This is a genomic window from Pseudoduganella sp. HUAS MS19 (genome assembly GCF_053615455.1).
In genome coordinates, this window is sequence record NZ_CM132133.1 from 3,303,250 (window position 1) to 3,326,373 (window position 23,124).

At 59.5% G+C, this 23,124-nt stretch carries 20 protein-coding genes; 12 read left to right on the top strand and 8 right to left on the bottom strand.

Annotation, left to right across the window (positions count from 1 at the left end):
- Entirely contained in the window at positions 1-1,296 is a 1,296-nt protein-coding gene (locus ACWBU6_RS15110) for a methyltransferase domain-containing protein (RefSeq protein WP_452644169.1), read from the bottom strand.
- 499 nt (positions 1,297-1,795) lie between these two features.
- Between ACWBU6_RS15110 and ACWBU6_RS15115 the strand changes: the two genes are divergently transcribed.
- The 5 genes from ACWBU6_RS15115 to ACWBU6_RS15135 all read left to right on the top strand — a co-directional run bounded on the left by ACWBU6_RS15115 (position 1,796) and on the right by ACWBU6_RS15135 (position 8,989).
- Entirely contained in the window at positions 1,796-3,400 is a 1,605-nt protein-coding gene (locus tag ACWBU6_RS15115; protein WP_452644171.1) for a methyl-accepting chemotaxis protein, read from the top strand.
- Between the two features lie 271 nt (positions 3,401-3,671).
- The gene (locus tag ACWBU6_RS15120; RefSeq protein WP_452644173.1) at positions 3,672-4,559 is read left to right on the top strand and encodes a universal stress protein; all 888 of its coding nucleotides are present in this window, start codon (positions 3,672-3,674) and stop codon (positions 4,557-4,559) included.
- Between the two features lie 426 nt (positions 4,560-4,985).
- A complete protein-coding gene (locus ACWBU6_RS15125) occupies positions 4,986-5,876 on the top strand; it encodes a c-type cytochrome (protein WP_452644175.1) in 891 nt (296 codons plus the stop codon).
- A gap of 89 nt (positions 5,877-5,965) precedes the next feature.
- Positions 5,966-8,101: a DNRLRE domain-containing protein gene (locus ACWBU6_RS15130; protein ID WP_452644177.1), complete on the top strand. Its 2,136-nt coding sequence runs from the start codon at positions 5,966-5,968 to the stop codon at positions 8,099-8,101.
- Positions 8,102-8,167: 66 nt separating this feature from the next.
- Positions 8,168-8,989 carry a tetratricopeptide repeat protein gene (locus ACWBU6_RS15135; protein WP_452644179.1) on the top strand — a complete coding sequence of 274 codons (822 nt, stop codon included), beginning with the start codon at positions 8,168-8,170 and terminating at the stop codon, positions 8,987-8,989.
- Positions 8,990-9,027: 38 nt separating this feature from the next.
- Here the strand turns inward: ACWBU6_RS15135 and ACWBU6_RS15140 are convergent, their stop codons facing one another.
- From ACWBU6_RS15140 to ACWBU6_RS15170, 7 genes are all read right to left on the bottom strand, one after another.
- Positions 9,028-10,278 carry a styrene monooxygenase/indole monooxygenase family protein gene (locus tag ACWBU6_RS15140; protein WP_452649570.1) on the bottom strand — a complete coding sequence of 417 codons (1,251 nt, stop codon included), beginning with the start codon at positions 10,276-10,278 and terminating at the stop codon, positions 9,028-9,030.
- A gap of 21 nt (positions 10,279-10,299) precedes the next feature.
- Positions 10,300-11,217 carry a hypothetical protein gene (locus ACWBU6_RS15145; RefSeq protein WP_452644181.1) on the bottom strand — a complete coding sequence of 306 codons (918 nt, stop codon included), beginning with the start codon at positions 11,215-11,217 and terminating at the stop codon, positions 10,300-10,302.
- 36 nt (positions 11,218-11,253) lie between these two features.
- Entirely contained in the window at positions 11,254-12,255 is a 1,002-nt protein-coding gene (locus ACWBU6_RS15150; RefSeq protein ID WP_452644183.1) for a DUF4150 domain-containing protein, read from the bottom strand.
- A gap of 8 nt (positions 12,256-12,263) precedes the next feature.
- The gene (locus ACWBU6_RS15155; RefSeq protein ID WP_452644185.1) at positions 12,264-13,271 is read right to left on the bottom strand and encodes a hypothetical protein; all 1,008 of its coding nucleotides are present in this window, start codon (positions 13,269-13,271) and stop codon (positions 12,264-12,266) included.
- A 4-nt stretch (positions 13,272-13,275) separates the two neighbouring features.
- Positions 13,276-14,361, bottom strand: a complete 1,086-nt coding sequence (locus ACWBU6_RS15160) for a DUF2169 family type VI secretion system accessory protein (RefSeq protein ID WP_452644187.1) — start codon at positions 14,359-14,361, stop codon at positions 13,276-13,278.
- 100 nt (positions 14,362-14,461) lie between these two features.
- On the bottom strand, positions 14,462-15,124 hold the full coding sequence (locus tag ACWBU6_RS15165) for a hypothetical protein (RefSeq protein WP_452644189.1): 663 nt from the start codon (positions 15,122-15,124) through the stop codon (positions 14,462-14,464).
- A gap of 10 nt (positions 15,125-15,134) precedes the next feature.
- Positions 15,135-17,189 carry an SUMF1/EgtB/PvdO family nonheme iron enzyme gene (locus ACWBU6_RS15170; protein ID WP_452644191.1) on the bottom strand — a complete coding sequence of 685 codons (2,055 nt, stop codon included), beginning with the start codon at positions 17,187-17,189 and terminating at the stop codon, positions 15,135-15,137.
- A gap of 257 nt (positions 17,190-17,446) precedes the next feature.
- Here ACWBU6_RS15170 and ACWBU6_RS15175 point away from each other — a divergent pair, with 257 nt between their 5' ends.
- The 7 genes from ACWBU6_RS15175 (at position 17,447) to tssE (ending at position 23,124) form a co-directional block, all read left to right on the top strand.
- Positions 17,447-18,538 carry a type VI secretion system protein TssA gene (locus ACWBU6_RS15175; RefSeq protein WP_452644193.1) on the top strand — a complete coding sequence of 364 codons (1,092 nt, stop codon included), beginning with the start codon at positions 17,447-17,449 and terminating at the stop codon, positions 18,536-18,538.
- Positions 18,539-18,628: 90 nt separating this feature from the next.
- Positions 18,629-19,141: a type VI secretion system contractile sheath small subunit gene (gene tssB, locus ACWBU6_RS15180; protein WP_452644195.1), complete on the top strand. Its 513-nt coding sequence runs from the start codon at positions 18,629-18,631 to the stop codon at positions 19,139-19,141.
- Between the two features lie 41 nt (positions 19,142-19,182).
- Positions 19,183-20,676, top strand: coding sequence for a type VI secretion system contractile sheath large subunit (tssC, locus tag ACWBU6_RS15185; protein WP_452644197.1), 1,494 nt, complete (start codon positions 19,183-19,185; stop codon positions 20,674-20,676).
- Between the two features lie 50 nt (positions 20,677-20,726).
- Entirely contained in the window at positions 20,727-21,209 is a 483-nt protein-coding gene (locus ACWBU6_RS15190; RefSeq protein WP_452644199.1) for an Hcp family type VI secretion system effector, read from the top strand.
- 19 nt (positions 21,210-21,228) lie between these two features.
- Positions 21,229-21,720, top strand: a complete 492-nt coding sequence (locus ACWBU6_RS15195) for an Hcp family type VI secretion system effector (RefSeq protein ID WP_452644201.1) — start codon at positions 21,229-21,231, stop codon at positions 21,718-21,720.
- 55 nt (positions 21,721-21,775) lie between these two features.
- Positions 21,776-22,609, top strand: a complete 834-nt coding sequence (locus ACWBU6_RS15200; protein ID WP_452644203.1) for a type VI secretion system accessory protein TagJ — start codon at positions 21,776-21,778, stop codon at positions 22,607-22,609.
- A 2-nt stretch (positions 22,610-22,611) separates the two neighbouring features.
- Positions 22,612-23,124 carry a type VI secretion system baseplate subunit TssE gene (gene tssE / locus ACWBU6_RS15205; protein WP_452644205.1) on the top strand — a complete coding sequence of 171 codons (513 nt, stop codon included), beginning with the start codon at positions 22,612-22,614 and terminating at the stop codon, positions 23,122-23,124.

Below are 23,124 nucleotides of genomic sequence, written 5' to 3' on the forward strand. Positions count from 1 at the left end.
TCAGTCTTCCATCGCAGCGCTCAGTGCAACGCGCATGTGGTGGGCATTGGTGACGTGCGCATCCATATGGTGCTGGGACTCGAACTCGTTGAGCGGATTGGGGTCGACACCGAACGCCTCCATGTCGACCTGCCGCAACTCCACCAAGCCATGGCGGTGCAAGGCCAGCAAATCACTCTGCACTGCGGCGACGTCGTCAAACAAGGCGCTGACAGGGGCGCTGCGGGGCCATAGGCGGTGCAGCATCTCCAGGGCGCGCGCCATCGACGCATGCCCGGCGTCCACCGTGTAGCCGGACGGGTGGACAAAACGCGCACAGGCGGCGCTGTCGCCTTGCCTGGCGGGCGTCAGTGACGAAGCGACGTGCAGTGCCGAGACATCCAGCAATGGCGGATGTCGCGCGGACGACGCGTGCGCCAGCAGCGGTGAATGTAGCTGGCGGTAGCAAAACAGGTCCATCGTTTCGTGCAGCGATCGGCCGATCATCTCTCCAGTCCTGAGCCTGGCTTCCAGGCCCTCTTGAACGCGCCCCGACGGATAACTGAAGTCGGCATCGGCCACGTAGTCGAAACCATGGGCGGCAGCGAGTTGCAGAAACTCGCTGCGCCAGAAGGCGTGATTGTCGGCGGTAAGGAATTCGTGGGCGACGTAGGACGCTTCGCTTTCCTGGACAAAGCGAAACTCATTGGCCAGCAAGGCCGAGTAAGCATGCTCGCCACCATCGAGCAGGTCGGCTGCCTTGGCCGATATCGCCTGGGCCATCAGGGCGCGGGAGCGCAAATCGACGTCGCGTGGGACCGATGCCGACAAGAAGTCACGCACCATGCCGCGCACGATCCAACCCGGCTTGGCGTTGTAATTGAGATAGAGCAGGCCATCGGGCGCCAGCCTGTCCGCGCACAGCTCGAGCAGATCCCGTAAGGTCTGTTCCGGAACCCAGGAACAGACGCCATGGGCGATGATGTAGTCGAACTGACCGGCCAGCCGGCGATTCGCCGCGCCGAAGTCGGCGTGGACGAATTCGACGTTACGCAGGCCCAGCGCGGCGGCGCGGCTGGACGCCGATGCGATTTGGCGCTCAGCGCCATCGACGCCAATGAACTCCGCATGCCGCCGGAAGTATGCCATGGGCAGCAAGTTGCCTCCGTCAGCGCACCCCAACTCGAGCACGCGGTAGTGGTCGAGCCGCGTGCGAGGGCCCCCGTGCAACAACGACGCGAGTGCCAGCCGCTCGGGCGCCGTCCACTCAATTGGTACGCAGCGATAGGGAAACTCGTCGTATGGGTTGACGGACACGGAGACCTCCCTGGAACTCCAGCAGGTATTGGCAATTTTAGTACAGCACTTGGAAAATTCTCATGTTCACTTCAAACATCGATGCAGTGAAGCTTGAGAACACAACACTATCAAATCAATGAGTTACGCGACTTCGCGATGCCGTGGCTACAGCCCGTAGTGCTTCCAACGATCCGGCCTATCTGGGCCACTGTGCGGAGGTCCATGCCACCTCGCACGATGCTGATTGCACTGTGGCGCAACGTGGAGGCGGTTGCAGTTATCCGGAGACCAGCGATCTGCAGCGCTTGCTTGATCGGTCGCCGTGGCAAGAAGGGCTGAGTTTCTTGGTGGAAATTGCATCCTGCCTCGGCCTCGCGAATGCTGTTCGGCGGCACTTGCGGAACCACGACTCATTTCAGCAACGAACCATGCCATTCGTACAGAATAGTCGTGCGGGTTGATGCATTGCCTCTACAATGAAGCTTGCAAGTTGGAATCATCCACTTTGGAGGATGTCATGATTTTGCATCGAATGAAAATCCGTGCACGCTTCCTTGTAATGCTGTGCATATTCGGGGCAGGCTTTGCGTTATATGGCGTGTGGTCGTTCCGCACCTTGAATGAACTCAAGGTCAATGGCCCGGTGTACGAGCGCATCGTTCAGAGTAAGGACCTGATCGCCGACGTTCTTCCTCCGCCTGAATACATCATCGAGTCTTACCTGGTCTGCCTGCAACTGGCCGATGCGCAGGACAAGTCCAGCCAGGATCAACTGATTGAGCGCCTGCGCAAATTGAACATGGACTATGTGGCGCGCCACGAGTACTGGATGAAGGCTGGGCTCGAGCCGGAGTTGGGCAACGCCTTGCTTAAAGAAGCGCACGACCCGGCCGAGGAGTTCTATAAGCTGGCGTTCAATGAGCTGGTGCCGGCCGCACGCTCGGCTGATGCCGACGTGATCAAGGCAGTGACCACCAAGATCAGCTCGGCATATGAAAGCCATCGCAAGGCGGTGGACAAGGTAGTTGAAATGTCGACCAAGCGCGCCGGGGACGACGAACTCCGGGCGCGCGAGAGGATCGGTTTCGCCTCGCGGCTGCTGCTATTGATTCTGGGCTTGTCGCTCGGCGCTGGTATTGGCTTCGCTTGGTTCATCATGCGGGGAATCCTTGCGCCGCTGAACGACGCGGTGCATGTGGCCCGGACGGTGGCGGAAGGGGACCTGAGGGAGGTCATCGTCGCTGAAGGGGATGACGAAACCAGCCAGTTGCTGAAATCACTGCGCGAGATGAATGAAAGCCTTGTGACGATCGTGCGGCAGGTACGCTCCGGAGCGAACGCGATCGCCGACGCCTCCAATCAGATCGCGGCAGGCAACATGGACCTGTCAACCAGGACTGAGCAGCAGGCGAGCTCGCTCGAAGAAACAGCGTCGTCGATGGAGGAGCTGACCAGCACGGTGCAGCATAACGCCGATAGCGCGGACCAGGCAAATCGGCTTGCCATGGCTGCGTCAAGAACCGCGGAGGAGGGCGGGCAGGTGGTGAGCAGGGTCGTTGAGACGATGGGGGCGATCAACAGCTCCTCGCAGCGCATCGTCGACATTATCAGCGTGATCGATGGTCTCGCGTTCCAGACAAATATCCTGGCGTTGAATGCGGCTGTCGAGGCCGCGCGGGCCGGAGAACAGGGGCGAGGATTTGCTGTCGTCGCGTCGGAGGTCCGCAATCTGGCACAGCGGTCCGCCGCTGCCGCAAAGGAAATCAAGGAGCTTATCAATCACTCGGTCGAGACCGTCAATAACGGCAGCATGCTTGTTACGCAGGCTGGGGATACCATGCAACAAGTGGTGCTGAGCGTGCGGCAAGTGGCAGAGATGATTGGTGAAATTGCCGCTGCAAGCCGAGAGCAGACAGATGGGATCGCACAGGTGAGCACCGCGATCACGCAGATGGACCAAGTGACGCAACAGAACGCGGCGTTGGTCGAACAGGCTGCCGCCGCAGCGGAAAGCATGCAGCAGCAGACCCAAGCACTTTCCAACGTCATTCGTATCTTCAAGCTTGATAGCGATGCTTCGATAGCGCCCCGGCGGCAGAGTAAGTTGGTGGCAACGCAATAGTGTGGTTCCCTGGGCGGTGCTATTCAACACGGGACGCGATGCGATCTCGTAGTTTGTGGCGGCTATGTGGCCCGTGACGGGAAGCAATTTTCAGAATATTCGGCGTACGTTTGATGCAGATCAAACGTGCGGCGGTACCATTGGTTCCGCCGTTGCTGCCGGGTGGCGAGGCGTGGACAATGTCGGCGTTGCCTGCAGTGGTTGCCGAGGCTGGCTGGTTGCCTCGAGACGCCCGAGCGCAAAAAAATAATAGCAAGGGGAGACAGTCGAAGTGAGCATTAACCTGAGCAAGGTCCTTGCAGCAACGGACTTGTCCGTCAATGCTGCGTATGCCATTGAACGCGCCGCGATGCTGAGCAAGGCTGCTGGGGCTCGGTTGGAAATTCTGCATGTGGCGAACTTGGCGCCACTGGAGCGGCTGCGACTTGCGGTGGAAGATAGCCCAGGAGCCATACGGTATCGCGTGCTGTCAATGGCGATGAAGGTACTGGATGATCTTGCCACATCTATCCATCATCGCCACGGCATATCGGCCGACACGCGCGCCATTGCCGGCCTTTTGCTGGCAGAACTGGCGAAAGAGGCGGATGCGTTGGCGGACGGACTGCTCGTCTGCAGCGCCGGAGGCGAGGGCGCTGACCGTCACTTCGGACCAGGAACGACCGCATTGCGGCTGCTAAGTACTGCCGCATGTCCGGTTCTGGTAGTTAAACAGGCGCCGATCGGCGGTTACAAGCGAGTCATGGTGCCGCTCGATTTGTCGGACGGCTCGTCGCGGATTCTTCATCATGCGCGAGCGGTAGCGCCGGAGGCGGAGCTGACCCTCTTGCATGTGGTTGAAGTGCCGTTCGAAAATGACCTGCGTTACGCGAGCATGGACGACGAGGTAATCGAACGGTACGTGCAATTGGCAAGAAGCGACGCGCTGGCGAGACTGCAAGTGCTGGCGAAAGATGCTGGGCTGCCGGCGCAGGACGTGCGCGTGTTGGTGATGGAGGGAGATCCGCTCGCCAGTATCCTGGAGGTCGAACTGGAGTATGCGTGCGACTTGGTCGCGATGGGCAAGGATGGGGAGGGCGCCCTGTCGGAGTTCCTGCTTGGCTGTCTCACGACGCGGGTGCTTGCCGCATCGCGAGGTGACTTGCTGGTTTCGGTGTAGCCGGGCGGCTGATCGGTCGCGCGCTGTACGGCGCCGGAGTCGGCAATGTGAATCAGGCCAGATTCAATGTCCACGTAGTAACGCCTTCTCTTGTGTCGGTGCTCATGGCGACGTCGCGACCCCAGCTTGCAATATAGGTCCAATCGTCGTCCTCCCTCCATGCCAAGGTGTCGAAACTCGTGGCGCGCAGACGGAACCGGACGCTTAGATCAACATTGTCCTTGATCCACATGTCGTCGCCGCGTATGCGCAACTGGATTTTCAGGTGACGGGTTTGTTCGCTGATGCCACAAGCAGATCTAGTGGAGCTATCGCCATGCTATTGATCGATTGCTCGCTGGCTGCAAATCGTGCTTGCGTTGTCATCGAGATGTCATTTAGTGTCGGTACTGTCTGCGGTTTCCCGCATTTTTTCCATACACTTCCATGATCGATAAAAATTCGGTTGCAGCTGAGGGAAAATATCCGCTGAAAGGCATGGCATCTTCGGCATTCGCGTCCATAGCGCTCTCGGCATCGCTGCTGTTTCTAAGCTTGGCCGCAGACACTTCGGCGCAGGAAAGTATTCGACCCGCATATACGGCTGATTTTGTGGCGCAGATGCTCGATTACGTCTCCCGCGACTATGCGCTCGCCGTATCGAATGGAAAAGTCATCGATGAAGACGAATACGTTGAGCAACTCGTCGTGAGCGGGTCCGCGCTGGAAGTCAGTGACCAGGTAAAGGCGATAAGATTACAGCCTGCTATTCGTGCGGATATCGGCAGGCTCATTGAGCTTATCAAAGAAAAAGCGCAACCCGAGGCTATCAAGAAGCAGGCGTTGAAAGCGCGCGATGCCATTTATGTGGCAGCCGGAACTGCGATGGCACCCCGGAACTGGCCCAGCCTGACTCAGGGAAAGCAAATCTTCTCCGCACACTGCGCATCCTGTCACGGCGCAATGGGCGATGGCCGTGGTGTCACAGCACAGGCACCGGGTTCGATGCCCATGAATTTTCTGGATTCGGCACGCATGGCATCCATGTCCCCGTTGTCCGTCTTTAACACCGTCAAACTGGGTGTTCAGAACACCGCAATGCCAAGCTTTCCTTCCCTGGCAGAAGAAGAATTGTGGGCCGTTTCGTTTTACGTACTTTCGCTCAGATCTCGAATGGAGCTACCCGCCGCAGCCAGGCTTGACAGGACGGCCGCAGATCTTTGGTTGAAGGCAGCGGCCACGCTTCCCGATGAGGAGTTGATGCAGACACTGCCGGGTTCTTCCAGTGAGCGCCTGAAGTCGCTGGCGCTGCTCAGGACCCATTCCTCGGACCGCTAGTGACCCGAATTAGTCGATATGACTACCAAAGCTGCGCCGTCAATGAAACGATAGCGCTGTTCTACAAACCAAGAAGATAGAGGGAACAAATGCTATATAAAGGAATGTATCGCGTTTCGAAGTCCTGCGTCGTGCTCTTCGTTCTGCTTTCGTCATCGCTCGCCTTTGCTGCGACGGTGGTACGCGGGCCTTACCTTCAAAGCGCAAGCAGCGATAGCATTACTGTGCGCTGGCGGACCGATGTTGCAACCGATAGCCGGGTCCAGTTTGGTACCAGTTCAGGCAGCCTGACGTCAATCGCATCGAATGCCACATCAACCACCGAACACATCGTCAAACTGACTGGCCTCAGCCCGAACACGAAGTACTTCTACAACGTTGGTTCCAGTAGCGCCGTGCAAGCAGGCGACGCCACGTACTATTTCGAAACCTCGCCGACGGCCGGTACGTCGGTACCCACCCGTATCTGGGTGATCGGCGATGCAGGCACAGGTACGTCCGGCCAGGCAGCCGTGTACAACGCCTACCGCAATTACACCGGAACCACCTACACGGATTTCTGGATGATGCTCGGCGATAATGCGTACAACAGCGGTACCGACGCTGAATACCAGACCAAGATGTTCAATATGTATCCGGAGATGATGCGCCAGTCGCCACTGTGGGCCACGCTGGGCAACCATGACGGCGCCAGCGCCGATTCCGCGACGCAGACCGGCCCATACTATGACATCCACACCTTCCCGAAGAACGGCGAGGCCGGTGGCGTCGCCTCCGGAACCGAGGCTTACTACTCGTTTGACTATGGCAATATCCACGTCATCGTACTGGACTCGAACGAGACCAGCCGTTCGACCACCGGCGCGATGATGAACTGGCTGAAAGCCGACCTGGCCAATGTAACCGCAACCTGGTTGATCGCCATCTGGCACCATCCGCCCTACACCAAGGGCTCGCACAATTCGGACACCGAGACGAACCTGATCGAAATGCGCAAGAACTTCCTGCCTGTTCTGGAAAACTATGGCGTCGACCTTGTGCTTACCGGGCACAGCCATTCGTATGAACGCTCGAAGTTCATCGACGGTCACTACGGTCTCTCGAGCACCTACAACAGCTCGTTTGAGATCAATGGCGGCAGTGGCCGTGTCGATGGCACGGGCGCTTATACGAAGACCGCCAGCTTGCCGCATTCCGGCGCAGTCTATTCGGTCGTCGGCGCATCGGGCCAGGTCAGTGGCGGCTTGTTGAATCACCCCGCCATGTATTTGTCGCTCAATGAACTGGGTTCAATGGTCCTTGATGTCTCGGGCCAAACCATGGACATCAAGTATCTCAACAACAACGGCACAGTGCGCGACTATTTCACCATCAGCAAAAGCACCACGCCACCTACTATTCCTGCGGCGCCTGGCAGCTTGACGGCAACAGCCGCGTCGTCGTCTGCGATTAACTTGACCTGGGCCGACAATTCGAACAACGAAACCGGCTTCGATATCGAGCGTTCCACGGACAACGTCAATTGGGCAGCGCTGTCCCAGGTCGGCAGCAACATCCAGGCCTACAGCAATACCGGGCTGGCCGCCAGCACCAGCTACTACTACCGGGTCCGTGCCAAGAACAGTGCCGGCGCTTCGAGCTATTCCAATGTGGCCAACGCCGCCACGCTGGCTGCCGGCAGCACGACGGTGACGGTGGACCTGCGCGATGGATTGAACGGCTACGCCGGCACCCAGGACACCTACGTCGCCAGCGGTGCTTCCGGCGCCAACTTCGGCACTTCTTCCGCAATGCTGGCCGATGGTTCTGACGGCACGAACGGCGAACTGGTCTCCCTGCTCAAATGGAGCCTGACGGGCATCCCGAGCTCCGCCACCATCAAATCGGCCCGTGTCAACTTGCAAGCCTTTAACCCGAGCGGCGGCACGTACCGGCTCTATGCTCGAAACGTTGCCTGGGCCGAAAGCACAGCCACCTGGGCCAATGCCAATATTGCCGGCAACCAGGGGGCCGAGATCGGCAGCTTTGTGCCGAATACTAACGGTGTTCACACAATCGCACTCAATCCCGCCGGCATCGCCCTGGTGCAGGGATGGTTGAACGGTACGGTAGCCAATAATGGCCTGACCGTCCGCTCTACCAGCAGCGACGGCGTCGATTTCCGCTCCAGTGAATATGGCACTGTTTCCCAACGGCCGACCTTGAGCATTACGTATCAAAACTAATCGGTAATGTTAAGCACGAATCTGGCGGGGGAAGTACCCCGCCATTTCGCTTGTTGAGGACCCATCATGCAGTTCAATCAACTGTTATTCGCGCTGTTCTTCTTCACTGGGCAGGCGCTGGCGCATGGCTCCTTGCACCACCAGATCCAGGATCTTACCAAGACGATGCTGCGAGAAGGTAAGAGCTCGAAGTTGCTCGTCAAACGGGGCAGGCTTCACATGGAACACGGCAACAACAAGTCCGCAAGCCAGGATTTCCTGCTGGCCCTGAAGTTGAATCCTGAGGAGCGGTCCGCCTACTATTACTTGTCGGAGCAGGCCTTTCACCAGAAAAAACTACCCGACGCGCGTAGGTATGCGGAAAAGTTCCTGGCGACACTGAAAGGTGAGCCCGGTGCAATAGTGCGGGGCCAAAGCCTTTACGGGCAGATCCTGCTTGCGCAGGGACAGTACCGTGCCGCCGAGGCATCCTTCCGTACTGCGGTGGATCAGGCAGCAGAACCCTCGCCGGAGCATTACCTCCACCTTGCCGATGCACAGAGTAAAGCGGGCGCCACTGTGCAGGCGCTCGCGAGCCTGGATGAAGGCATGCAAAAACTCGGGATGTTGAACGTGCTGCAGAACAAGTCCATTAGCCTGAACGTTGAGTCCCAAGCGTGGGACGACGCCTTGAAACGCCTGGATGCGATGATAAGGCAAGGCCAGGGCCTGCCCGAGCTTTACCTGCGCAAGGCAAGGGTCCTGCTCGCAGCAGATCGCCAATATGCGGCACAAGAGGCGGTGCGCGAGGGGTTGACGTCAATCGACCAGATCCCGAACGCACGCCGAGAGACCCCGGCAATGAAGCAGGTGCAAACCGAATTGATTGCACTGCAACCAGTGCATTGAAATCCCTTTGCAATTGCACCGTTCTGCCAGGGCTTTGCTCAGGCCGCGGCGCGATCAGGGTTCGCCATTTTCTGCGCAACGAACCGCTCGCAGGCGTTAGCGTCGACCCACCATGGGAAGTAGTCCGGCGGGTTGTTGAAACCGTTGGCGACAGCGCTTGCCAGGGGAGGGCAGTTGCCGGCGGCGCCCAGCAAGTCGAGTACGTGCGGCGGCGGCGGGCAGAGCAGGGAATTGGTCCATGTAACGACCTTTTCGCCATACTCCCAGAAGCGTTCGAAGGTTTGTTCCATCCAGTTGCGAGTGTAGGGCCGGCCGCCATGGGCAAGGATGGCGTCGAGATAGACGCGGGCCGCCTTGGTGGCGTTATTTGAACCCTGGCCGGTGATCGGGTCATTGATCACCACAGCGTCGCCGAGGCCGAACACCAGGTTTCCGGAAGGGAGCGTGGCGACAGGCTTGCGCACTGTGGGCGCGAAGCTGCCGGCCAAGATGCCGTTGGCGTCGGTCAGTTCCACGTGCCTGGCACGCTCCGCTTCCCACGGCAGGAAAGCGCGCAGCAGGTGCAGGCTTTGCTCGAGATGGGCAAGGGGGGACTTGATCTCGCGCCAGCAATCCATCGGGCCGCCAGGAACGCCTTCGAACACCATGATGTCGCAAGGACCGCTGGTGGTCAGGGCGGGGAACACGAAATATTCGCCGACACCGGGGATCAGATTGAATGCCACGCGTGAATATTCAGGTGCCGGGTGCAAACCGTTCACGTACGTCAGGGCCAGGGCGCGCTGCGGCTTGTCAAACACCGAGCGGTCGGCATCCCGCTCGAACATCCGGGCGATTTCGCCTTTACCCGCAGCCATGAGCACCAGGTCGTTCTCGGCAGCCAGGCGTTCCAGTTCCTTGATGCCCACGTCCTCAATCAGCAATTTGCCGCCGCGCTTTACAAATTCCTCCATCCAGGCAGGCACCTTGATGCGCTGGTCGACGGCTTGTGCGGGACGATCCAGCCGGGCACTCCAGTCGATCAGTTTTTCCTGTGGTGCGGCGGGATTGGGAACAGTCAGTCCAATGCCATCCACCGCCGGACATGCATCATCCCAGTAATTCAGGCTGAGATCCCGTTCAATCTGCAGGGAGGCATCGAACATGCATTGGCTTGACATGACACGTCCATTCTGAATGTCGCCAGGCGTGCGGTTGCTTGCTACGGTAACGCCGTACCCCTTGGCCAACAAGCCCAACGCAAGGGGCAAGCCAGCCTGCCCACTGCCAACAATTGCGATCTTGCGCATCATCTTTCTCCTATGCGAAAACTAAGCGGGAATGCTGTGGCCAAAGAAGTAGCGTTTTCCCTGTCTATATTTTTTGATCTCATTTGAATCGAGGAAGTCTCGTATGGCAGCGGATATTGTCAGGAACTGAGGTTCGCCATTTCGGAAGAAGTGGCGGCAATCTATGCCGGTGTTGGCTTCCAGCTTGTGCCGGTATTTATAGAACGATACCGGTGCGGCCTCGCGGACCAGGTCCAGAAACTGCTGTGCGAAAACACGCACATCAAACGGCGCTCCGTTCCAGACCGTCACACGGCCGGCGCCATGCGCTTCTTGTAGCTTGGCGTGCGCGGCCTGGACAAGATTCGGGAAGCGGAGCTGCTCGTCGGCTAGTATGCCCAGGTTCTTGGTCATTGCCGCAAAACGCGGATTCGCTTTCACGCGATCAAGGAGTTTCGTTGGCGCAAATACCTTGGCTTCGGCTGCAATCTCCCCGTCGTCGTGTTCCAGCAAATCGGAAATGGCATAGCCGATCACTTCGTGGTCATGCAAGCCTTCGGCGCGATGCCATGCATCCAGCATCGCTGGAACCAGCCAGAGGCAGCCTGCAAGGGAGGCCGCTTCGCATGCGTACATGCGGGACGACGCATCATCGCCGCCCATCACCTCGGCCAACATGTCCAGATCTTGGTCGCGACCCAGATCGCCGACGAGAAGAATGGCCACTCGGGCTAGCGCAGGTGGTTTATGGTCATTGAATAGTCGGCTTAGCAAAGGCACGCCGGAGTGGTCGCCATGCTTTGCGTGCTCAAGTACGGAAGCCAATATCAGCCAGGGATTGTCCGACTGCAATAGTGATGGCGCCAGGAGGTCGAAGGGCGGTGCCGAATGCAGTTGCAAGCCATCCAGGCGCCAATCGAAAGTCCCGTGTAAAAATGCAGGCAGTTCTTTTGAGTTCATGGTGGCGGATTCGTTTTTACAAGGACTAAGACCATACTACAAGCCAAGTGCACGCTGATGATAGCGGGATATTTGCCCCTGCACAGTTCCGAGTACCCCTTCAAGTTCGGAACATTTCGGCGAAACTGGCGAATGATTGCCTGCCCCGATAGGGCAGCCACCAGCCGAAAGAGCTGTCTTATGCGCAATGCTTGTAGCGCCAGCCCGGCGTGCACTACGATTCTGCTCAGCCTGCCGCAACACTTGCTTTGCGACCTCCTCGCCATATGTGTCAACGAAGTAGTCTTCAGGAGTCAGCGGGGACATCTGATCTTGAAAATCCTGTCGTCCCTTCTTGCTTTCAGCCGATGAGACCGCATAGTGGGTGCTGCAGGGATCGGTGGGCTCGTTACTGGGCAGTATATTGGTACAGTTTTCGAGTTGCGCCATCTGGATCGCGGTGTCAGCCAGTTCGATTGCCGCTTGCTCGGCCTTGTTAGGCGGGCAACCAGGGTAGCTTGGGTTATACCATGCGCTGGCGGGCATACCATTATTCGCGGCCTGGGCGGCAGAATGTACCGGACCGTTGCAGCAAGGACACTTGCCCGCATCAATGAGCAAGGCCTGCGCCTCGAGCGTCATTGAGGGAAGTGTTGCGCCTGGATCGCTTGCGTGGTTGCTGGTCGCAATGTCCCCATGGCGGCAGACATTCCTTCCCTCAATGAGAACGTCCATCGACCAGGCCTGGAAGCAGGTTTTCCCGGTAATCTGGTGGGTTATGACACTCATTCCAAAGCTTCTCGTGGCAGCCTCGTTTCCTAGAGTCGCGGGTTGATAATAAGACTGTTGCGCAAGCGCGGCTGGTTGGCCCCCGAGCTTGACAGTCTTCGACCCTTCTTTGAGGTCAGTGGAAAATGAAGTGTCCGGATAAGGCACGGGGATCGGCCCGGCTGGTGGGGATGGTGGTGACAGGCAAACATCTGGAAACTGCGCAATCGCTTTGTTCATTCCGGATTTGGCAGCGATCTCCATCCCGTCGGCATAGACTTCGTGTGACATGAGCTTCCCTAACTTGTGACTAATGCCGCTGCCCGGGAACCCGTGGCTGTGCTCGCATGGGCGAGAGCGGTTGGGCCAGGCGCGTAGCCGTGCCGGAAAGCCTGCTCAGCCCAGGCAAGCTGGAGCAGGCCTGACACTGCGCCACAATCACCGACTGAACTGGCCGGGTGCCAAATGACCTGGCTTTGGCGCGTTTGCAGCATCAGGCGCGACTGCGCAAGAGCGAGCTCCTCGAATCCATAAGATTCGCCCGAAATATCACACAGGCGAAAGTCCACATCGTGCATGGGGATGCGTGCTTCTTCCAGCGCTTCTTTGACCGCCGCAGCCATTCCTGTGCCAAGCATGGGGTGATCATTCAGCGCCGTGGCTGTTTCGGTAGCGAAACCAAGGCCCTGGACCTTGACGTGGCTGACAGCCATGGGCTTCGAGCTGACCAATGACACGCAGGCGGCTTCACCCGGAATCACTCCGTCAGGCAATACGGGGGTCTTCAGGCGGCGTCCGCGGCTTAACCAATTGAGGCTTCGGGGATCGATAAACGTATCGACCGCGGCAACCAGGCAGGCATCGTAGCCGTCCGCGATCAACCTGCGCGCTTGCGCCAGGGCCTTAAAAGTTGCGGCGGAGCCATAGTCGAGGTGGCTGGAGGCAGCGCGGTCAAAGCTGAATCCAAGGTGTGACTCGACTTCAGCGACAAGGTGGTGCAAACTGCCGCCTGGCTGTTCTGGCTCACGAGTACAGAGAAGAAGTGGTGACCGGATCAAATCTTGCGCGAAGCGCCCATCGATACCGTCGAAGGCTCCCGTCAGGAGCTTGATAAGACGTTCCCGGCCACAAAGGTCGCTCGTGATCCCCGGCACGACGGCGCCGGTGATCGCTTCCCCGTTGTTATCGACAAAATGCAGTTCCCCAAAAGCTGAAATTCCGGCCCTCATCGCAGCCGCAGCGCTGGCGGGAGTGAGTCCGACGGGGCAGGCCAGGCCCAGGCAACTGACATAAAGAGGCTGCGGCATTCGCTCAGATTCCCTTCCGTAACGCTGCTACTGCGTCAGCCAGATTCCTGTAATGCGGTTTCCATGCGAGTGTGGACCGGCGCTGTACTCCCAATTGAATTTCGCGTAGCGCTAATACTTTGCGCGGCAGGACGACGCCCGCGCGCCCCAGTAGTATTACTCGCCGTGCAGCGGGCTCCAGAATCAGGGTATCGGCCTTCAATGCCAATGCCTCGGTTCGATCATCAAAGTAGAAGCGCACCGGGACTTCGAAGGATGGGAGCCGGACAGCGAACAGCCCCTCTTCACTCATATTGCGGCAGGCAAAGGCCGCGCCGGGCCATAACGTTGGCAGTTGCTGATCCTGTGGAGCAGACTGAAAGTACTGGTCATCGAAATCTTTGGGCAGGAAGGGACGGGTTGTCTCCATCCAAGCCTGATCATAGGTTCCTGCGAAGCCGATCCTGGGCCGCCAGTTGCGGCCAACCGGCGCGAATCCTATGGGGCTGGGTTTATCGAACCAGAAGCGCATGGGCTTGCCTGGCAATTCAATATTGGGAAGCGCCTTGCCAAGAATCGTTGACGGATCGCTATTCAGATGGAAACCCACGCCAGCCGGGTTTCGGAGTTCGCATCCGTTTTCCGTTACCTGTTCATTGGATAAATCTGCGCCCCCAAAAGCACGGTCCCACACCAAGGGAAGACTTGTAAAAAGCTGTGGCGCCGAGGGCGAGATGCCCAGGATACCTCTTTGCCAGCATCGATCGCCGGTTACCAGCGCTTCCTTCATAAAGCCGGGCCCCGACAATGCGACGACCAGTTCGGAAAGGGCACGGTGCCCAGGAACAATCGCTTGCGCATGCAGCAGTACATCCGCCCGCAACTTTACCGGCGCAAAATCGCATTCATGACGCAAGGAGCTTGACCCAGGCTCACCATAATGCTGGTCGCAATATACGAAAGGTACCTGGGCCGCTGCGGGCTTGCATTCGCTGTCAAGGCCAACGTCGAATGTCGCTTTGACGACTACGACAAATCGTTTTATTCCGCCTTTGCCTGTGTATGCAAATGGCTCAGCGAGAAAGGGAGTGGTGTTCGATGTGATCTGCACTCGCCCCCCCTTTGAGAAGCGTGGATGTCTGCAAGATGGCGGTCAGCGAAACCGTTGCCGCTCCAGGGTATATGCAGGTACTCAAAGGTGCTTTACGCGTTTACGCGGAGGCCGGCGGCAGCGGCGTTACCGAAATCCGTTTAACGGTGATGACCACATCCTGGTACATGCTCTTGTAGTTCCTGTCCTTCCCTTCGGCGTTTGCCAGTTCTGCCAGCGAAACGTCCCGGGTGCCGAAGTACTGGTTTTGCGGCGAAATCTGGATCTGGACCTGCTTGGGCAGTGAGCGAACGATGCGCTGGCGTTTGCCGGCGCATGCTGCCGATTGGCAGACCTGGACTTCGATGTAGTCGACGACGGTGTCCAGTATTACCATGTAGGTCCCGATGGCCAGCCGCGCCGGCCGTTTGGGTTGCTGCGAAACGGTCAGCCTCACGCGTTCGCCCCGAAGAGGCTTCTGCAAATCGAAAACCCCGATAGCGTTGGGTCGCGGCTTGAGGCCGATACTGCCCTCATCGATCTTGAACACATTGAAATAGCTCTTCTGCAAGGACAGCAGGCGCTGCGTTTCTTCCTCGAGCTCCTTGGCGTTGATGGCGGGCTTGCTTTCTGCTGGGAGCTGCTGGGCCGACGCATCGGGCGGCGCAGGCTCGGCCGCAGCGGGGCCAGTTGCCTGTCCGGCAGGTGGCGCGGTCTCCAGGCTGGCGCAGGCCGCCAGTGCGGCGGCCATCAGGACGGTCAGTATGTAGTGGTGGCGTTTCATTCAGACCCTTTCAGCGGGCAACCCGGAAGCCGACGCGCGCATCTGCGTTGGCGCGATCGTCCCAGGTGCGGGCGGATGGACGGACGTCAGCTTCAACGGAATCATAAGCGCCTCCTTTTTGCACCTTCTTCCTGCAGCTGGCGTTCTCTTTCGAATCACGTTTCGAAGGAGCATCGGCGTGGCTGCCATACCAGCAATCGTCGACCCATTCATAAACGTTGCCGACCATATCGTACAGGCCCCGGTTGTCCTTGAAGCTGCCGACCGGTGCAGGCGACGTGATCGGAAGATGGCTGTCGCATTGGCCGCAGTGGGCGTTATCCTGGCCAATCGCGTCGCCCCAGGGATAGGCCGTCGTGCTACCGGCGCGTGCGGCGTACTCCCACTCGGCCTCAGTGGGAAGGCGATAGGCGATTCCCGTTTTGCCGGATAGCCAGCTGACAAACTGTTGGCTGGCATCCCAGCTCACTTGCGTTACCGGCAGCTTGCCTTGGGTGTTTGCCGCTGTCTTGATTGCCGGGCAGGCGCCATCGGCAACGCAAAGCTGCCATTGCTCGACGCTGACTTCATGCGCGGCGATGCTGAAGGCTGCGACAGGTCGGGTGACATCGCCGAACTCCTCGCTGGCAGCACGCGTATCTCCCGGCATCGCGCCCATGCGGTAGTTGCCGGCAGGGATGTCCACCATGAGCGGACAAGCGGGCGAGCCGTCGCTGAATGTCAGCGTGCAAGCCGCTGGCACTGGTGGTGCCTCGGGTTTTGGCAAAACGGCGGGTGCGGGCTTGGGTACTTCCTTGACGGCTACTTGTGCGACAGGCTTTGGCTTGGAGGACGGCCAGAACAAGGCCGCTCCGAGCAAGCCAAGTACAGCGGCAATGCCGTATATTTTTGCTCCACGCCGCCAGGCAGGTCCGCCTGGTTCCGGAGGCGCGGCGGCGGGTTCCGCATCGGCCTGCGGCGCTACCGTCACGGCCCGCGGCATTGCCACGATGGTAGCTTCCGGATCGGCGACGGGAGCGCCAGGACCCGTTTGCGTCATCCGCCCCGTGGTGCGCACGGTCCGCGGTGCGGACTTCGGTCCTTCGGTGTCGGGCGCGCGAGTGAATGGCATGGAGACCGGACCATGGCCTTCCGGCGACTCGAATCCGAGCATGGTGCGGAACTGGGCCACGCTTTGAGGCCGGTGCTCGGGCCTCAGGTTCAGCGCCGCATCGAGCGCTTCCAGGAAAGTGGTGCTGTAACGCCCCCTGGCGCTGACCGCCAGCGGTACCATGGAGTCGGATAACAGCCGCGACATGGCCGCCGGCGGCACCGACTCGGTGATGATGTAATACGCCACCGAGGCCAGGGCGTACAAGTCGGTCCAGGGGCCGTGGCTGATATGGTTCATGTCCCCATATTGCTCGATGGGAGCATAGCCGGGCTTCAGGATGACGGTCAGGGTTTGCGTCACATCGCCGATCACATGGCGTGCCGCGCCGAAGTCCAGCAACAGCGGGGTGCGGCCTTCGATCATCAGGATGTTGTCGGGCGCGATGTCGCGGTGATAGCAGCGCTTATCGTGCAGCACCTCAAGGGCGTCCAGGATCTGACCGAGAAACTTCTTCAGCCATGCTTCGTCGGTGAACGCCGCGCGTTCAAGCTTGAGTAGCTGCTTGAGGGTCGGCGCATCGTAGAAGGGCATCGCCATATAGCCGGTGCCATTGTCTTCCCAGAAGCGGTACACCTTGACCAGGGAAGGGTGGTCGAACTTGGCAAGCAGCTGCGCCTCCTTCACGAAGCTTTGCAGGCCGATCCGGAACGCCTCCGCGTAGTGCTCGGAAAGGATGGTCACATGGGTGTTGTCCTGCCTGCCGGCGAAGGACACCGGCATATATTCCTTCAATGCGACTTCGCGTCCGAGCGAATGGTCGTAGGCGCGATAGACGATGCCGAATCCGCCTTGCCCGACCACACTCCTGATCTCGAACTCCGCCAGCATGGTGCCGGGAGCGAGGGCATGTGGCGACACGCGTCCGGGCCTGAGCACGGTCTGGTCATTGTCGCTGAAAGACTGGTCGGTCATGTTGATCCTGGAATGGAAGGAAACCTTAACGGGTGGCGAATACTGTCGATTTGCTCATGCTCCTTATGCGGAAGTATAACGATTAGTCGCACATCGGGTGCAGGAAAAATTCACGCGGCACGTGTGGCGGCGCGCCTTATATGGAAGGCCGTATCGAAAATGGGCCGATATTTTTCGCGCGGAAATTTCATCGGCATGCGCGGTGACAAAGCGAGAGATTTGAATGATATTTCGGAGATAAAATTGCAGAAGACGCCATGCTTTTTGCGCATCGGATTTTCGGAGAATCTCCTGTAACGACGGGCTGTATCGATCGAGCGGAATCATCGGCGAAGTATCAATCGAACGTGGAGGGTTACTGCGTGCTTGATATGAATGAGTTGCTGGCGGAGGTTGCCGAGCACCCTCCGTGCGGTCCATATCTTGAATACGATCCCTTGTACCAGGAGTTGGAGCGCATTGCAGGTGGCAAGGCGGAGCAAAGGCTTGGCGATAATGTGGTCCCTGCCGAACCGCCCGATTGGTCGCAACTCAAAAGCAAGTCTCTCCATCTTTTTTCGCGGACAAAGGACCTTCGCATAGCGGCGTTGCTGACGCGCGCGCTGGTTCGCACGGAAGGCATTGTTGGCTTGAATGAGGGCTTGTCCTTGCTGCGTGCGATGCTGGAGCGCTATTGGGACGAAGTGCATCCCCGGCTTGAAATCGATGGCGAGCACGACCCCGCTGTGCGTATCAACACAATCGCGTTCCTGGCCGATAGCGGAGCATTACTGGCGGATGTGCGCAATGCCTTGATCGTACCGGCTGGCCCGATGGGGCGGGTCAGTGTGCGTGACCTGCTGGCAGGCATTGGCAAGCACAAGCCGGTGGGCGGGGAAGTAGCGCCTTCCATGGCGCAGATATCTGCGGCAATCGCTGTCGCTGCATCGAAAGACTCCAGCGCTTTTGACGCAGCGCATAGCGGCATGAAAGAGATCGATGCGATCCGCGCGCTTCTTCTCGATAAGCTGGGACCCGGCCAGGTGCCGGACCTGGCAGGCTTGCAAGAGATGCTCAAGGCGGTAGCGCAGGCCTATGATGAGGCAATGGGCACCGCAACGCCAGGCGGCACCGAGGCCGGGATGGAAGAGGTCCCACCGTCCGGCGAAGTACGCGATCGCGAAGATGCGATTCGGCAGCTGGAGAAGATTTGCCTGTTCTTTGAAAGGACGGAACCCGGCAATCCGGCGCCCTTGCTGATCCGGCGCGCGCAGCGATTGATGAACAAGAATTTTGTGGAGATCATCCAGGACCTGGCCCCCGACAGTCTGGGCCGCATCCAGGATATTGCCGGCGTCAAGAAGACCTGAGCGGACAAGTTCCGGCCACCGGTTTGCAGGGAAAAGGGAGAGCGGTTCTGCGGACGCTCAATGTATTGGCTTTCTTTGTAGGAGCAGGTCATGGCAAAAGACAGCAGTCAGAAATTCATCGCCCGCAATCGTGCGCCGCGCGTTCAGATCGAGTACGACGTGGAGTTGTACGGAGCCGAGAAAAAGATTCAATTGCCGTTCGTGATGGGCGTCCTGGCTGACTTGTCCGGCAAACCTGTTGATCCGCTGGCGCCGGTCGACGAACGAAAGTTCCTGGATATCGACGTCGACAATTTCAATAGCCGGATGAAAGCCATCAAGCCGCGCGTAGCCTTCCAGGTACCGAATACCCTGACAGGCGAGGGCAATATCAGCGTCGATATCAGCTTTGAGAACATGGACGATTTTTCACCTGGCGCGGTGGCACGCAAGACCGATGCTCTGAACAAGCTGCTGGAGGCGCGCCAGCAATTGTCCAACCTGATGACCTATATGGATGGCAAGTCCGGGGCGGAGGAGCTGATCGCCAAGGTGCTGAATGATCCCGCCTTGCTCAAGTCCCTGGCCAGCAGCGCCAAGCCGGCTGACAACCCGGCAAGCTGAGCATCCAGTCAAACGCGCCATCACCTACCGGAGCTAAGGAAATGTCTGAAACCGAACTGATTGCGGAAAAGTCCGAAAGCGTCGCATTGGCGGAGAATGAATTCGCGTCATTGTTGCAAAGGGAATTCAAGCCCAAAAGCGACGAGGCAAAATCCGCTGTTGAACAGGCCGTCCGTACCCTGGCGGAGCAGGCCCTGTCGCAAACGAAGCTGGTCGGCACCGATGTGCTGAAGTCGATCGAGGCAATCATTGCGGCGCTCGATCACAAGATGACTGAACAGATCAACCTGGTCATGCACCATCCGGACTTCCAGAAACTGGAAGGCAGCTGGCGCGGACTGCATTATCTGATCAATAACACGGAAACGGACGAGATGCTGAAGATCCGTGTCATGAATATTTCAAAGCAGGAGTTCGGCAAGACGCTGAAGCGCTTCAAGGGAACCAAGTGGGACCAGAGCCCCTTGTTCAAAAAGATCTACGAAGAAGAATACGGCGTGTTCGGTGGCGAGCCTTTCGGCTGCCTGGTCGGCGACTTCGCCTTCGACCATAGCCCGCCGGACGTCGAGCTGCTGGGGGAAATGGCCAAGGTCTCGGCCGCCGCCCACTGCCCCTTCATCGCGGGCGCCTCGCCGACCGTCATGCAAATGGACTCGTGGCAGGAACTCGCCAACCCGCGCGACCTGACCAAGATCTTCACCACGCCGGAGTATGCGGCCTGGCGCTCGCTGCGCGAATCCGAGGATGCGCGCTATATCGGGCTTGCCATGCCGCGCTTCCTGGCGCGCCTGCCTTATGGCGCCAGGACCTCGCCGGTCGAAGAGTTTGATTTTGAAGAGGACACGGGCGCAGCCGATCACAGCAAGTACACCTGGACCAACGCTGCCTATGCAATGGCCGTGAACATCAACCGCTCCTTCAAGCTGTATGGCTGGTGCTCGCGCATCCGCGGCATTGAAGCGGGCGGCTCGGTGGAAGGCCTGCCTGCCCACACCTTCCCGACCGACGATGGCGGGGTCGACATGAAGTGTCCAACCGAAATCGCGATCAGCGACCGGCGCGAGGCGGAACTGGCGAAGAACGGCTTCATGCCCTTGGTCCATCGCAAGAACTCCGACTTCGCCGCCTTTATTGGCGCGCAGTCGCTGCAAAAGCCCTTCGAGTACGACGACCCGGATGCGACTGCGAACGCCAACCTGGCGGCACGCTTGCCTTACCTGTTTGCCTGCTGCCGCTTTGCGCATTACCTCAAGTGCATCGTACGCGACAAGATCGGCACGTTCAAGGAGCGCGAGGACATGCAGCGCTGGCTGCAGGACTGGATCATGAACTACGTCGACGGCGACCCGGCCCATTCGTCGGAAAGCACCAAGGCGCGCAAGCCTCTGGCCGCCGCCGAAGTGGTGGTAGAGGAAGTGGAGGGCAATCCCGGCTATTACACCTCCCGGTTCTCCCTGCGCCCGCATTTCCAGCTGGAAGGCCTGACGGTCTCGCTCAGCCTGGTTTCGAAGTTACCTTCAGCAAAAGCGGCATGAAGCAACTGCACCGAACTTAAACGAAGCGCGAACAATCAAGGAGGAAGGCCATGGCTGTCGATATGTTTTTGAAGCTGGATGATATCAAGGGCGAGTCGCGGGACGACAAGCATAAGGATGAAATCGACGTGCTGGCCTGGACCTGGGGCCTTAGCCAGTCCGGCACCATGCACTCGGGCGGCGGCGGCGGCGCGGGCAAGGTGAGCGTGCAGGACCTGAACCTGACCAAGTTCGTAGACAAGTCCTCGCCCAACCTGATCATGGCCGCATGCAACGGCAAGCACCACAAGGAAGCCCAGCTGACCATCCGCAAGGCCGGTGAAAAGCCGCTGGAGTACATCAAGATCACGATGAAGGAGGTGCTGGTCTCCTCGATCGAAACCGGCGGCAGCGGCGGCGAAGACCGCCTGACCGAAAACATCCGCCTCAACTTCGCCGAATTCAAGGTGGAGTACACGCCGCAGAAATCGGACGGCGCGGGCGAGGCCGCGGTGGAGGCGGCCTGGCATATTGCGAAGAACGTCAAGGCATAGCGCGGGCGCGGGAGGGCAGATGGCGCAAGGCGATATGTTCCTGAAAATTGATGGCGCCAGGCAAGGCGCCATCAAGGGCGAGGCGCAGGATTCCCTCCACAAGGACGAGATCGATGTACTGGGCTGGTCCTGGGGCATGGAAGGCAACTACCTGCACGGCCAGACCACAGGAAAAACCTCGGTCCGGGAACTCAAGGTCGCCAAGCGGGTGGACCGCGCCAGTACCGCCCTGATGGCGGCGCTGCGCGGCAACGAGGTGCTGAAGGAAGCTGTGCTCACAGTGCGCAAGGCGGGCGGCGCCGATCCGGTGGAATACTTCACCATCTCGATGTCGAAAGCGCGCATCTCGGCCATCAGTCTGCAATCGAGCCCGCCTGGCGAGTTTGCCGAACTGACCGAGGAACTGAGCATTGCGTTCAGCAAGCTGGTGGTGGAGTACAAGCCGCAAGGCGCCGACGGCGGCTACCGCGGCAGCACGTCGTTTGAGATGGACATTTACGAAAGCCAATAATGAAACGCTGCATCTGCCTTGATCGCGCGCTGCAGGCAACGGGCGGGGTGGGCCCATGAGGGATACCTGGGAAGCTGAACAGAGCTTGCGCAATGGCGACCCCGCCGCCGCCCTGCAACTGCTGCAGGAATCGGTGCGCCTGGCGCCGGACGATGCCAAGCTGCGTATCTTCCTATTCCAGCTCTTGCTGGTGCTTGGCCAATGGGACAGGGCGTTGACGCAGCTCGGCGTGGCGGCGGAGCTGGATGCGGCGGCCCTGCCCATGGCGCAGATGTATGGCGATGCCATCCGGTGCGAGGCGCAGCGAGCCCGCGTGTTCGAGGGAAGCACGGCGCCAATGGTATTTGGCCAGCCCGACGAATGGCTGGCCCTGCTGGTCGAGTCGGCGCTGCAGGCAGGCCGCGGACAGGCCCTGCAGGCGGAGCAGTTGCGCGAGATGGCCTTCGGACGGGCGCCGGCTTCCAGCGGAACGATCGACGGCCAGCCGTTCAACTGGATTGCCGATGCGGATCCGCGCCTGGGACCGGTGCTGGAGGCCGTCATCAACGGGAAGTATTACTGGCTGCCGTTTTCCCACCTGAGCGAAATTGTGCTCGAGGCGCCCGAAGACCTGCGCGACCTGGTGTGGATGCCGGCCCATTTTTCATTCATCAATGGTGGCGAGGCGGTCGGCCTGATCCCCACGCGCTATCCGGGATCGGAGTCGTCCGGCGACAGCGCCTTACTGCTGGGCAGGAAGACCGACTGGCGGCAGGTGGCGCCGGGCAACTTCCAGGGGCTGGGCCAGCGCATGCTCGCCACCGATGCCGGCGAGCTGCCGCTGATGGACATACGGCGCATCAGGATCGACGCGCCGTCCGCCCCTGCCGCCGACGGCGGGATGGGCTAGCAATGGCAGAACTGACGCCGCAAGAGCGGCTGCAACCGGCGCTGCTCGATCGCCTGGTGGACGAAGCCCCGGATGAGAAACTGGAGGCGCCTGCGGACCGGCTGTTCGGCAGGGAGCGCCTGCGGGCAGCGGTGCTGCGCGACCTGGCATGGCTGTTCAATGCGGTGCGCCCGGGCAGCGATGCCGGGCTGGCGGGATACGGGCAGGTACAGCGCTCGGTGCTCAATTTCGGGCTGCCAGCACTGTCCGGCGAGACGGCTTCCACCCTCGACCTGATGGGAATGGAACGCAGCATCATGCAGGCCATCCTGGATTTTGAACCGCGCATCCTGCCCGCCTCGCTGCAGGTGCGTGCGGTAGCGCTCGATTCGATGCTGGACCAGCACAATATCGTGCGCATCGAGATCCGCGGCGATCTGTGGTCCGATCCCGGCCCGCTTGCATTATGCCTGTGCACGGAGGTCGACCTGGAAACCGGCGTGGTGGAACTGCAGGATCTTGGCAAGGGCGGCTGA